12 protein-coding genes are annotated in these 11,686 nt (G+C 75.6%); 4 read left to right on the top strand and 8 right to left on the bottom strand.

Going from position 1 to position 11,686, the window contains the following annotated elements:
• From BU198_RS15405 to BU198_RS15395, 3 genes are all read right to left on the bottom strand, one after another.
• A partial coding sequence (locus tag BU198_RS15405) for a DUF6461 domain-containing protein (protein ID WP_411293194.1) occupies positions 1 to 349 on the bottom strand: 349 nt, incomplete at its 3' end.
• Between the two features lie 361 nt (positions 350 to 710).
• Entirely contained in the window at positions 711 to 1,946 is a 1,236-nt protein-coding gene (locus BU198_RS15400; RefSeq protein WP_188297419.1) for a glycosyltransferase, read from the bottom strand.
• 450 nt (positions 1,947 to 2,396) lie between these two features.
• Positions 2,397 to 3,686: an amidohydrolase gene (locus BU198_RS15395; protein WP_188297418.1), complete on the bottom strand. Its 1,290-nt coding sequence runs from the start codon at positions 3,684 to 3,686 to the stop codon at positions 2,397 to 2,399.
• A gap of 141 nt (positions 3,687 to 3,827) precedes the next feature.
• On the opposite strand from BU198_RS15395, the gene BU198_RS15390 reads away from it, so the two are divergent.
• Positions 3,828 to 4,319, top strand: coding sequence for an HPP family protein (locus tag BU198_RS15390; RefSeq protein ID WP_188297417.1), 492 nt, complete (start codon positions 3,828 to 3,830; stop codon positions 4,317 to 4,319).
• Between the two features lie 245 nt (positions 4,320 to 4,564).
• Positions 4,565 to 5,212 (top strand): ankyrin repeat domain-containing protein, encoded by a 648-nt coding sequence (locus BU198_RS15385; protein WP_188297416.1) that lies wholly within the window; start codon positions 4,565 to 4,567, stop codon positions 5,210 to 5,212.
• 117 nt (positions 5,213 to 5,329) lie between these two features.
• Here BU198_RS15385 and BU198_RS15380 read toward each other — a convergent pair whose 3' ends face one another.
• On the bottom strand, positions 5,330 to 5,677 hold the full coding sequence (locus tag BU198_RS15380; RefSeq protein WP_188297415.1) for a hypothetical protein: 348 nt from the start codon (positions 5,675 to 5,677) through the stop codon (positions 5,330 to 5,332).
• A gap of 109 nt (positions 5,678 to 5,786) precedes the next feature.
• Positions 5,787 to 6,344: an SRPBCC family protein gene (locus BU198_RS15375; protein WP_188297414.1), complete on the bottom strand. Its 558-nt coding sequence runs from the start codon at positions 6,342 to 6,344 to the stop codon at positions 5,787 to 5,789.
• Positions 6,345 to 6,561: 217 nt separating this feature from the next.
• On the opposite strand from BU198_RS15375, the gene BU198_RS15370 reads away from it, so the two are divergent.
• Positions 6,562 to 7,482: a LysR family transcriptional regulator gene (locus tag BU198_RS15370; protein ID WP_188297413.1), complete on the top strand. Its 921-nt coding sequence runs from the start codon at positions 6,562 to 6,564 to the stop codon at positions 7,480 to 7,482.
• Between the two features lie 35 nt (positions 7,483 to 7,517).
• On the opposite strand, the gene BU198_RS15365 is transcribed toward BU198_RS15370, so the two are convergent.
• Together BU198_RS15365 and BU198_RS15360 are read right to left on the bottom strand one after the other, a co-directional pair.
• Positions 7,518 to 8,288: a GNAT family N-acetyltransferase gene (locus BU198_RS15365; protein WP_188297412.1), complete on the bottom strand. Its 771-nt coding sequence runs from the start codon at positions 8,286 to 8,288 to the stop codon at positions 7,518 to 7,520.
• Positions 8,289 to 8,355: 67 nt separating this feature from the next.
• Entirely contained in the window at positions 8,356 to 9,141 is a 786-nt protein-coding gene (locus BU198_RS15360; protein ID WP_188297411.1) for a crotonase/enoyl-CoA hydratase family protein, read from the bottom strand.
• A gap of 174 nt (positions 9,142 to 9,315) precedes the next feature.
• Here BU198_RS15360 and BU198_RS15355 point away from each other — a divergent pair, with 174 nt between their 5' ends.
• On the top strand, positions 9,316 to 10,650 hold the full coding sequence (locus tag BU198_RS15355) for a PLP-dependent aminotransferase family protein (RefSeq protein ID WP_188297410.1): 1,335 nt from the start codon (positions 9,316 to 9,318) through the stop codon (positions 10,648 to 10,650).
• Between the two features lie 49 nt (positions 10,651 to 10,699).
• Here BU198_RS15355 and BU198_RS15350 read toward each other — a convergent pair whose 3' ends face one another.
• On the bottom strand, positions 10,700 to 11,674 hold the full coding sequence (locus tag BU198_RS15350; protein ID WP_188297409.1) for a helix-turn-helix transcriptional regulator: 975 nt from the start codon (positions 11,672 to 11,674) through the stop codon (positions 10,700 to 10,702).
• Positions 11,675 to 11,686 lie beyond the last annotated feature (12 nt).

Here is an 11,686-nt window from a genome sequence, read left to right as displayed (position 1 = left end):
GCCAGCGCTCCTCGCCGAGGCCGAAGCCGCACAGCACGGCGCCGTCCCTGGCGTAGTCGAGCAGGTCCGGCTGCTGCTCGGGCATCGGTCGGAAGTGCACCACCTCCACGCCGTCGCGCGCTATCTCGGTGAGCAGTTCACCACCGGTGGAGTCGCCGTACTCGATCGCGAACGACCAGCCGGCGCACGTGCCGACCCGGATCACGCCGTCGCCGTCGCCGCTGGGGCGGAAGACCTCGATGTCCAGGTCCCGGATCTCGGTGTCGCTGATCGGCTCGGTCGCGGTGGCCGGGTCGGCGCCCATCCGGCGGGCGAGTTCCTCGGGCGTGATCCCCCGGGCGAACACCACCCCACCGACCGCACCGTCCGTGCCGGGGTCGCCCGTCGGCGGTCGGCCCGTCCGTGGGCCGCCCGTCCGTGGGCCCGCCTGTCTCCGCGAGCCACTGGATGCCGTCGCCGTCCTGCCCCGCTCCCTCGCCTGTCCGTTCGGTCATGCCGCCCTCCCCTCGCGCCGGGCCTGCGGTGACCGGGCGCGCCCGTGGGCACCCTAACCGACCCGGCCGACAGCCGGAGGCCGGTCACCGGATCGATGCCGGAACCAGCCCCGCGCAGGGCCCGCCACCTCCCCCTCGCCGATCGACAGGAGGCCGATCAGGAGTCGAAATCGCCAGGCCCACAAGGCCGTTCACCCGGCACCGGCACCGCGCGGCTCACCCGGCCACCCCCGGCACCGCCTGGCCCACCGCTTCGAACAGCAGCTTTGCGGCCACCGTCGCCCCGTCGGTGCGCACCTCGCCCGCCACGGCCTCCGCCCGCACGCGGGTCCCGGGCGCCAGGGCCGCGCCGAGCGCGGCGGAGAGCGATGCGACGGTCGGCGTCGGGTCGAGGTGGGCCACACCGATGCCCAACTCGGCCACCCGGCCGGCCCAGTACGGCTGGTCCGCGATCCGGGGGACGACCACCTGGGGCGCACCCGCCACGGTCGCGGTCGTGGTGGTGCCCGCGCCGCCGTGGTGGACGACGGCGGCCACCCGGCGGAACAGGGCCTGCTGGTTCACCTCGCCGACGACGTGGCAGTCGTCGCGGTCGTCGACCGGGGCGAGTCCGGCCCACCCGCGGGCGAGGAGCACACGGCGGCCGTGCGCGCGGCCGGCCTCGACGGCCACCCGGGCGATGCCCTCCGGCGCGTACGCGGCCATGCTGCCGAAGCCGACGTACACCGGCGGCTCCCCGGCGTCCAGGAACGCCTCCAGGTCGGGCGGGAGGGGGCGGTCGTCGGGCAGGATCCAGGCCCCGGTCGGCACCACGTCGAGTTCCGTCATGCCCTCCGACGGGCACAGCAGCGGGTCCGCCGCCAGCCACGGCCGGTCGGTGAACACGTGGTCGCGGACGTTCTCCACCGGCGGCAGGCCGATCGCCGCCCGCCCGCTGTTGAGCGCGTCCCCGTACAGCGCGTTCACCCGCTGGGCGTCCTGCTCCCAGAGTTTCCGGTAGTCGGTCTCGTCCTCCGGGGACGGTGTGCCCGGCCGCCGCCCGGGCCGGAAGTGCCGCGAGGGCAGCCCGAAGATGTGAAAGCAGGCCAGCACGTAGTGGAGGCCCAGCTTCTCGGCGACGTCCCGCGCCCCCGCCGGCATCAGCCCGGTCGCCAGCAGCGCGTCGCAGTCCTCGGCCGCGGCGGTCAGCGCCTCGAACCGCGCGTCGACCAGCTCGCGGGCGAGACGGAACGCGTCCTCCGCCGTCGGCGGCTTCGGGCCGGACACCACCGAGCGCACCGACGGCCCGAGCGGCACCAGCTGCACGCCGACCCGCTCCAGCAGCGCCACGAACTCCTCGTCCGGTGGCGCGCACACCCGCACCTCGGCGCCGAGCCCCCGCAGCGCCGCCGCCAGCCCCGCCAGCGGTTCGACGTCCCCCCGCGATCCCCACGTCGTCATCAGCACACGCATTGCACGGCTCCCGTTTCCGCAGGTCATGGCCTTACGGCGGTGATTGTGCGGCACGACGGGGGCCTTGCCGCAAGCCCCGGGGCACGCTATAGCTTGATAGTGGCAGGGAGATTCACTCTCCTTGCCGTTTCTCTTGGCCACCCGGTCCGCATGGGTCCCCCCGACCCGTCCACCCCGGCCGACTCTCCCCGCTCGGACCGCGCTCGGACCCCGCCCAGGACCACCCGCACACCCCCACCCGCCGGCAGATCGCCTGAACGCCCGGCGGCGCCGCCGCGTACCCCTGGGCGGGGGCACGGGGCCGCCCGGGGCTTATCCGCCATCGGCCGGTTCGGCGGCCTTCTGGAAGCTGGGCCTATCCTCCGGCTACCTCCCACCGACGCTGACCGGCACGGGCTGACCGACGCGGGCTGACCTGCTCGCGCCGACCGACGCGCGCCGAACCGCCCGTCAGCCGGTGAGGCGCCCGTCCCGCGCCACCACCCGGCCCGCCCGGACCACCAGTTCGGGCCTCGGCAGATCGATCACCACCTGCGGCAGGCACTCGCCCGTCACCAGCATGAAGTCGGCGGGCGAGCCCGGCCGCAGGGTGGCGGCCGGCAGGTCCAGCAGTTCGGCACCGCCGTCCGCCGCCAGGGCGAAGCAGTCGGCCAGCTGCTCGTCGGTGCGGGCGTCGGTGGTCCAGCCGAGCAGGTTGGCACGGTGCAGCATGTCCGCGTTGCCGTACGGGCTCCACGCGTCGCGCACGCCGTCCGAGCCGAGCCCGACCCGCACCCCGTGCGCCCGCAGTTCGCGGAACGGCAGCACCTGGTGGGCCGAGGGCGCCACGGTGGTCAGCCCGACGCCGGACTCGGCCAGTTCGGCGGCGAGTTCGGCGAGCGGGGCGCCGGTCAGCTCCGGGACGCAGAAGGCGTGGCTGACCACCACCCGCCCGGCCAGTCCGGCCGCCCTGGTCCGCGCGGCGATGTCGCGCAGCGGGCCGAGGCCGCGCTCGCCCCGGTCGTGCAGGTGGATGTCGAGGCGCAGTCCGTGCTGCTCGGCCAGACCGAACAGCAGCTCCAGCTGGGCCGGCCCCTCGCCGTCCGGGCCTTCGGCCGGGACGCCGTCGAAGCCCGCCGGGTCGATCCCGCCGACGGCGTCGATCAGCCCGCTCGCCGCCGCCTCCGCGAGCAGCGCCCCCGCGCCGGGCATCCGCCGGACCCCGTGCTGGGGGAAGGCCACCAGCTGGATGTCCAGTACCCCGGCCAGCCGCTCGCGCACCTCGGCGAGCCCGGCCACACCGGCCAGCCCGTACGCGGGTGCCACGTCCACGTGGGCCCGCACCGCGCGGGTGCCGCGCGCCACGGCGTGGCTCAGCAGCCGGTGGGCGCGGTCGGCGAGCGGGGTGCGCTGCTGCCGGTGGAGGTCGACGTCGCCCCGCACGTACTCCGGCAGCGAGCCGGCCGGGCGGCGGCTGTACCAGGGCTCGCCCCAGGCGGTCTTGTCGGGGTGGATGTGCGCGTCCACCAGAGTGGGCAGCGCGATCCGCCCGCCGCCCTCGACCACCTCGGGCACCGTCCCGTCCGGCACCCGCTCGGCCAGCAGGCCGTCCACGGCGACCAGGTCCACGACCCGGTCGGCGCCGTACGGGCGGACGCCCCGGAAGACCGTGACGGACGGCACCGTGACGGACGGCACCGTGACGGACGGCACCCTCGCGGGCGTCGCGGCGTAGGGCGTGGCGCCGGAAGGCGTGGTCATGGGCTGCTCGCTCTCGCTCTGGTTCCCCGGGTGATCCGCCGTCGTGGACGGAATGTGTCCGGCAGACAAAACGTCCCGCCGTCCATTCAACAATCTGTTTATCATCTCTAGGTCCCGTCCCCCGCCCGGAGTCGCTCACGCATGCCCACACCACCGCCCACCGCCACGCCCGGACCGCACCCGCTGCACGCCCTGCGGGCCACCGTCTTCGCCATCGGCGCCCTGCTCCTCCTGGTCGGCGTGGGGGTACTGCTCCACCAACCGCTGCTGATCCCGCCGTTGGCCGCCAGCGCCGCACTGGTACACGGCGCTCCCGGGCTGCCGATCTCGCAGCCGCGCAACCTGGTCGGCGGGCAGCTGCTGTCGGCCCTGATCGGCTTCGCCACCCTGGCCGTCACCGGCAGCACCGCCTGGGGCGCGGCCGTCGCCGCCGGGCTCTCACTGGGCGCCATGATGCTCACCCACCTCTCGCACTCCCCGGCCGTGGCCACCGCCGTGATCGTGGTCCTGCAAGCGCCGCACCCGGTGCCCTTCCTCCCCCTGCTCGTCCTGGCCGCCGGACTGCTGGTCCTCATCGGCCTGCTGCCCTGCCGGATCGGCGGGCATCCGGTCCGCTACCCGGTGACCTGGTGACCTGGTGACCTGCCGCACGGTGGCGGACACCCGCACCCGGTGACCGGCTCGCCGCTCCCCTGCCGAGTGCTCCCCCACCGACCACTCTCCTGCCGAACCCCGACGGCCGGGTCATCCGATCGGATGACCCGGCCGTCCTCCGTTCCACCGGACAAGGACGACCGCCCCGCCGACGCCGCCACGTACCCGCGACCGGCAGGCTGGGAACATCGCACCGTCCGACCCGCCCGTGGAGGAGCCCCGACATGACCGCCCACCCGCTCTCCCCCGCCGACCAGGCCCTGCTGGACGCCGCCGACCGCGGCGACCTCGACGCCGCCCGCGCGGCCCTGACGGCGGGCGCGACCATCGAGGCCCGGGACGCCGGGGGCCGCACCCCCCTGCTGCGGGCCGCCTTCGCCGACCGGGTCGCCGTCGCCCGGCTGCTGGTCGAGGCCGGCGCGGACGTCGATGCCCAGGACCCCGCACTGAACAGCCCCTGGCTGGTCACCGGCATCACCGGCAGCGTCCCGATGATGCGGGCCCTGCTCCCCGGCGGCCCTGACCTCACCCGCCGCAACCGCTACGGCGGGGTGTCGCTCATCCCCGCCGCCGAGCGCGGCCACGTCGGCTACGTCCGCGCGGTGCTCACCGAGACCGCCATCGACGTCGACCACGTCAACGACCTCGGCTGGACCGCCCTGCTCGAAGCCGTCCTCCTCGGCGACGGCGGCCCCGCCCACCGCGAGATCGTCGACGTCCTGCTCGCCCACGGCGCCGACCCCCGGCTCCCCGACGCCGACGGCGTCACCGCCCGCGCCCACGCCGAGCGCCGCGGCTTCCACACCATCGCCCGGGCACTGCGCACGGCGGAGGACGGATCCACCCGCCCCGGCCAGGACGGCACCGCCTGAACCACCGCCGGCGGAACGGCGGGCCACCACTCAGGACCCCAGGTACGTCAGCACCGCCGAGTCCACGTCGGCGGTGGGCCGGCTGACGGCGCCTCGCGCTCCTGCGTGCGCCGGCTGCTACTTCCAGTCGTCCGTGCCACCCAGCAGTTCGACCAGCAGCAGTCCCGGATCGTCCGCCTCGGCCGCCCACTGGTCATGGGCGACGTCCAGGAACCGCAGCACCAGGACCGACCACGGCAGCCGGTAGCGGAACACCACCGGCTGCCGGTCCGGCCGGCGAACGGTGAGGCGGCGGCGCAGCGAGCCCAGTTCCTCGTGGTGGATCCCGGTCCGCTCGTCGACCGCCGTGGACCAGTCGTCGAGGTGCAGGGTCCGTTCGCCGTCCGCTTCCCGCACCACGGCGAGCAGCCGGCCGAGCCGTCCCGCCCAGACGACCTCGGAGCCCGCCCGGCACACACGTGCCACCCCACCGCTCCTTCCGTACGATCGGCACGCCCGGTGGACGTGCCGGTGTTCGCCCGGGCCCGTCCGGCGCATCGGGCCCGTCCGGCCCGTTCGCCCCAGGAGCCCTGGATCAGTGCCCGGGCACGGCCCAGCCGGCCCGCTCGGCCAGCGACTTGATGCCTTCGAGGGTGGCCGTCATGCCGGTGCGCAGCTCGTTCAGCCGGAAGTCGACGATCTTCTCCTCCAGCTCCGGTTTCGCGTCGATGACCAGGCTGGCGCCGCTGCGGCCGGGGCCGATCACCACCGACTGGCGCAGCCGGGTGCCGCCTTCCTCGGGGGCCAGCTCGAAGCGCCACCGGGCCGGCGAGCCGGCCAGGTCGCGCACCGGCTCGCCGTAGCGGCCGTCCGCGTCCATCACGCCCCAGGCGAGGACGCACCGGCCGGCCGCCTCGGTGATCTCGGTGATCTCGGAGACCGTCCGCCAGTCGGGCATGTCCGCACGGCTGTTGTGCCCCTCGAAGTGGGCGCCCACCGCGGGGCCGTCCGCGCCGTCCAGCCAGGCGACCCGCCGGAGTTCCGGGCTGAGCCGGGCGGGCAGGCCGATGTCGGTCACGAGTTGCCACACCCGCGCCACCGGCGCCGCGACGAACACCTCGCACCGCGTCCCCGGACCATCGGCGTACCGCATGCCCGCTCCCCCTGTCGTACGTCACCGCTCTTGCTCGTCGCTCGCGCACATCGATGCGGGTCGACACCCGCCCGCTCTCCCCGCCACTGCGTCCGGAACGCCGTGGGGACAGCGGGCGGGTTGCCGCCCTGGGCCCTGGATCGATGATCGATCCCCCGGATATCCAAGTCAATCCGCCGATTTGCTGGGGTACCTCCAAGCGATACCTTGGGTGTCCGTGACCATTGACGACCTCCGCGTCTTCGCCGCGGTCTGCCGGGCCGGCTCGCTCAGCGCCGTCGCCCGCGACCTGCACTGCACCCAGTCCGCCGTCAGCCAGCACGTGAAGCGGCTCGAACGGGAGGTCGGCCTCGCCCTGATCGAGCGCCATCCGCGCGGGGTCGTGCCCACCACGGCGGGGAGCCTGCTGCGCACGGCGGTCGCCGCCGGCCTCGGCGGCATCGACCACGCGCTGCACCGGATCGCCGAACTCGCGCGCGGCGAGGGCGGATCCGTACGGATCACCACCGGGGCCACCAGCATCCGGCACTTCATGTCCGCGGCCGTGGTGGACTTCCGGCGGCGCCACCCCCAGGTCAGCCTGGAGTTCCAGACCGAGGTCTCCAGCCGCAGCTGCCTGGAGTCGCTCAACGCCGGCCGGGTCGACCTCGCCTGGATCACCCTCGGCGTCCCGGCCCGGGGCATCGACCAGCGGCCGGTGACCGACCTGCCCTGGGTGCTCGCGGTCGCGGCGGGCGACCCGCTCGCCGCCCGGGCCCGGATCGAGCCCGCCGACCTCCAGGAAGCCCGGCTGATCGGGCTGCCGCAGAACTCCGTCGCCCGCTCCCAACTCGAAGCCTGGCTGGGGAAGTCGGGCATCCGCCCGGTCTTCGACACCAGCGTCGCGGACTGGGACACCGCGATCCTGCTCGCCGAACTCGGTCTCGGCCATGCCGTCGTCCCCGCCCTCCCCCAGTGGCAGGGCCCCGGCCACCCGGGCCTGCGGCTGCTCCCGCTGCCCGACCTGCCCGCCCTCACCGCCGGCTGGGCCGTCCGGGACTGGGAGAACCTCGGCCCGCTCGCCCGCGCCTTCGCCGACACCGTCGCCGCCCACTGCGGGCGCGACACCCCGTCGGCCGCCGGCCCGGAGACGCCCTGAGCCCACCCGCCGTCCGCCCCGACCGCCGCCGGCCGTCACCGGCTGTAGAAGGAGTGACTGCGTCCGATCTCGGTGAAGCTCCGGTGGCCGTACCACTCGCGCGGCCAGTCCGCCGCGTCCGCGAGCAGGAACAGCCGAGGCACGCCGGCCTCGGCCGCGAGCGCCAGGCCGGTGGCGAGCAGGGTGTCGCCGTACCCCGCGCCACGGTGCCGCGATCCGGTCACTCCGTCCTCCAACTGCGCCAGCCCGATGGCTGGTTCGAGGTAGAGGTCGCTCCAGGCCGCGACCTCGCCGGCCGGCGTCCGGGCGGCCAGGAAGTGCACCCGCTCGGCACCGCGCAACCGGGCGGCGCGGCGGTCGGTGAGCTGCCGGGCGACCTCCTCGTCCTCGCTCCACTCCCGCTGCTGGCGCAGCACCGCCTCCCTGATCTCGTCCAACTCCACCGGAAGTGCGGCCGGTTGCGGCCGTACGCAGCCCTTCGTCGGCCGCGCCAGGACGACCACGTCCTCCCGCTCGCACCCCGCCGCCGCCAGCACGGGGCCGGCCCGCTCGCCCGCCTCCGGGTCCAGCACCGCGATGGAGTACCGGCGGCGCGGCCCCAGCCACCGGGCGGCCAGCCCGAGCAGCGCCGCCGGGTCGGTGCCCGGGCCCTCGACGATCAGCTGGTTGTGCTCCTCGGAGCGGACGAACTCCGCGTTCCGAACGGCGAACACTCCGGGGAACTCCGGACGTTCGAGAACCTCCACCGCCTGACGGCGGGCGAAGGCGGCCCGGAAGGCGGTCACACGCGCAAGCAGATCCGACATCCCGCCATGGTCACCGCCCCGGCCGCCGCGCGGCAACAGCTTTCCGCGCGGCCGCCCCCGTACGGCCTCAGGACGGCGAACCGGAGGCGGACGAACGCTCCAGGAAGCGCCGGATCCCGTCCCGCACACCGTCCGTCGGCACGGTCGCCGCGAAGGCCGCCGCCTCCACCGCGAGCCCCTCGTCGATCGGCAGGTTGACGCCCCGGGTCACCGCCCGCAGGCAGGCGGCCACGGCGGTCGGCGCGTGCCGGACGATCCGTTCGGCCAGGTCCCGTGCCGCGTCGAGCAGTTCGTCCGCCGGGACGACGGAGTTGACCAGGCCGATCGCGGCGGCACGGGCGGCCGGGATCGGGTCGCCGGTCAGGATCAGCTCCAGGCCGCGCTTGCGGCCGACGTGCCGCGGCAACCGCTGCGAGCCACCGAAGGGCGGCGGGAAGCCGAGCGAGATCTCGGGCTTGGCGAAGGTCGCGTGCTCGGCCGCGACGGCCAGCGGGGCGGCCTCGGTGATCTCGCAACCACCGCCGTACGCCAGGCCGTTGACGGCCACGATGACCGGCTTGGGGAGCTCCTCGATCCGCCGGGTGAGGGCGTGCCCGCGCCGGACGAACTCGCGCAGCGCCCGTTCGGGCCCGCCCGCGACGCTGGCCGCCAGCGACGGGATGTCGGCGCCCGCGCTGAACGCCCGCCCGCCGGCCCCGGTGAGGATCACGGCGCGGACGGTGTCGTCGGCGTCGATCCGGTCGAGCTCGGCGAGCAGCGCGTCGATGGTCGGGTAGTCGAGGGCGTTGAGCTTCCTCTCCCGGTCGATGGTGAGGGTGACGACGTGCCGGTCCCGCTCGCTGCGGATGGTCATGGGCGCGTACTCCGTTCCTGGCCTCGCTGCTGGACGTGACGAGGCTAGGAACACCTGCCCAGGACAATCCACTTATTGTCCTGGATACACTCCGGCACACGCCTCCGCTCACGCCTCCGCCCCCATCCCCTCCGAGGCGCTCCCCTCCACTCTCCGGAACGGCAGGTGCCCCCGGTGCGACCGCCCTCCTACAAGGCCGTCGTCGACGAGTACACGGCCGCCATCCGCTCCGGCGCGCTCCCGGCCGGCACCCGGCTGCCGACCCATCGCGCCCTCGCCGGGGAACGCCGGATCGCCCTGGCCACCGCCACCCGGGTCTACGCCGAACTGGCCGCCGCCGGGCTGGTGGTGGGCGAACGGGGCCGCGGCACCTTCGTCCGGCTGCGCGCCGGCTACGACGGCATCGAGCCCTCGCGCGCGCTCCCGGTGCCCCGGGTGGCCGACCTCTCCTTCAACCAGCCGCTCGCCCCCGGCCAGGGCGACCTGCTGCGGCAGGCCCTGCGCGCACTCGCCTCCTCCGGCGACGCCGAGGCCCTGCTGCGCCAGCACCCGCCCGGCGGCCACCGGCACGACCGGGCCGCCGTGGCCACCCACCTGCTCGACCGCGGCATCGACACCGCGCCCGAGAACGTCCTGCTGACCAGCGGGACGCAGCAGGCCCTGGACTGCGTCCTGCGCACGCTCACCCGCCCCGGGGACGTCCTCGCCGTGGACGCGCTCGGCTACCCGGGCGTCAGACTGCTCGCGGCCGCCCACGGGCTGGACCTGGCACCCGTGCCTGTCACCGCCACCGGACCGGACCTCGACGCCCTCGACCGGCTCTGCCGCACCCGTCCGGTCCGGGCGGTGTACACCCAGCCGACCGTCCACAACCCGCTCGGCTGGGTGCTCGACCGGGCCCAGCGCGAACGCCTCGTCCGGCTCGCCGCCGAGCACGGCTGCACGCTGATCGAGGACGGCACCTACGCCTTCCTGGAGGCCGCACCGCCACCGCCGCTGCACGCCCTCGCCCCGGAACGCACCTGCTACGTGGCCGGCCTCTCCAAGAGCGTGGCGCCGGGCCTGCGGTTCGGCTACGCCGTCCTGCCCGACCACCTGCTCCGGGCCGCCACCACCAGCCTGCGCACGACGGCCTGGGGCGCCCCCGGCCTGATCACCGCCCTCGCCACCGGCTGGCTCGCCGACGGCACGGTCGCGCGTCTGGAACGGGACCGCCGCACGGACGCCGCCGCCCGTCAGACCATCGCCCGCACCGCCCTGGCCGGCCTGACCACCACGGCCCACCCCGTCTCGTACATCCTCTGGCTCACCCTCGAACCCCACCAGCGCCCCGACCACGCGGCCGCCGCCCTCGCCGCCGAGGGCATCCTGATCTCCACCGCCGACGCCTTCGCCACCACCCCCCACCACCCCAACGCCCTCCGCCTGGCCCTCGCCACGCCCCCGCTCCCCGCCCTCCCCGCCGTCCTCACCCGCCTCCGCACCACCCTCGAAGCCATCGCCCCCTGACGCCCCCGCACCAGAAGCCGACCCAGCCGACTTCCTACTCCGCCGCTTCCTACTCCGCCGCTTCCCGCTCCGCCGCGCGGGCGAAGCGGGTGCTCCAGTCCGCGAGGAGGGTCCTGAGGGCGTCCGGGCCGACGACCTGGAACTCGGCGCCGAGCGAGCCCAGGGCCATGGCGGGCCAGTCGAGCGAGTCCGCGGTCATCCGGAGCCGGCAGCGGCCGGCGGTGACGGCTTCGACGGTGGCCCAGCGGCCGACGCGGGCCCGGACCTGGTCGGCGGGTGCCTCCACCAGGGCTTCCACCAGGTGCGGCCGGGGCATGCCCTGGAGGCCGGCCCGGACGAACTCGGCCGCGTCGGCCGCCGGGAGGGCGCGCGGGGCGAAGCGGGCCCCGCTGCCGGACGGCGCGGTGAGGCGGTCGAGGCGGAAGCTGCGCCAGTCGGCCCGGTCGAGGTCGTAGGCGACCAGGTACCAACGGCGGTTCAGGCAGACCAGCCGGTGCGGCTCGACGTGCCGTTCCGTGCCGCGCCCGTCCGCGGCCGTGTAGGAGAACCGCACCCGTTCGCCGTCCCGGCAGACGAGCGCCACCACCGTCAGGACGTCCGGATCGACGCCGGCGCCCGTCCGGCTGCCCCAGTCCACCGGGACGGTCACCGCGCGCAGCGCCTCCACCCGGCGGCGCAGCCGGGCCGGCATCACCTGGACCACCTTCGCCAGCACCCGCACGGAGGCCTCGGCGACCCCCTCGACCGGGCTCTCCGCCGCCGCCTGCAGGCCCACCGCGAGGGCCACCGCCTCCTCGTCGTCGATCACCAGCGGCGGCAGCGCCGCGCCCGCCGCCAGCTGGTAGCCGCCGTCGACGCCGCGCTGCGCCTCCACGGGGTAGCCGAGTTCGCGCAGCCGGTCGACGTCGCGGCGCAGGGTGCGGACGGAGACGCCGAGCCGGTCGGCCAGGTCCCCGCCCGGCCAGTACCGGTGGGTCTGGAGCAGGGAGAGGAGTCGCAGCGTCCGGGTGCTGGTGTTCGCCATGCCATCGATTCT

Origin of the sequence: Streptomyces sp. CBMA156 (assembly GCF_014596515.1) — a bacterium.
Classification (GTDB): Bacteria; Actinomycetota; Actinomycetes; order Streptomycetales; family Streptomycetaceae; genus Kitasatospora.
This window is presented reverse-complemented; position numbering and strand designations above follow the sequence as displayed.

Coding starts and splice junctions, on each gene's coding strand:
- BU198_RS15400 (WP_188297419.1), bottom strand. CDS start 1,946: ATGCGTGTGCTGATGACGACGTGGGGATCGCGGGGGGACGTCGAACCG.
- BU198_RS15395 (WP_188297418.1), bottom strand. CDS start 3,686: ATGACCACGCCTTCCGGCGCCACGCCCTACGCCGCGACGCCCGCGAGG.
- BU198_RS15390 (WP_188297417.1), top strand. CDS start 3,828: ATGCCCACACCACCGCCCACCGCCACGCCCGGACCGCACCCGCTGCAC.
- BU198_RS15385 (WP_188297416.1), top strand. CDS start 4,565: ATGACCGCCCACCCGCTCTCCCCCGCCGACCAGGCCCTGCTGGACGCC.
- BU198_RS15375 (WP_188297414.1), bottom strand. CDS start 6,344: ATGCGGTACGCCGATGGTCCGGGGACGCGGTGCGAGGTGTTCGTCGCG.
- BU198_RS15365 (WP_188297412.1), bottom strand. CDS start 8,288: ATGTCGGATCTGCTTGCGCGTGTGACCGCCTTCCGGGCCGCCTTCGCC.
- BU198_RS15360 (WP_188297411.1), bottom strand. CDS start 9,141: ATGACCATCCGCAGCGAGCGGGACCGGCACGTCGTCACCCTCACCATC.
- BU198_RS15350 (WP_188297409.1), bottom strand. CDS start 11,674: ATGGCGAACACCAGCACCCGGACGCTGCGACTCCTCTCCCTGCTCCAG.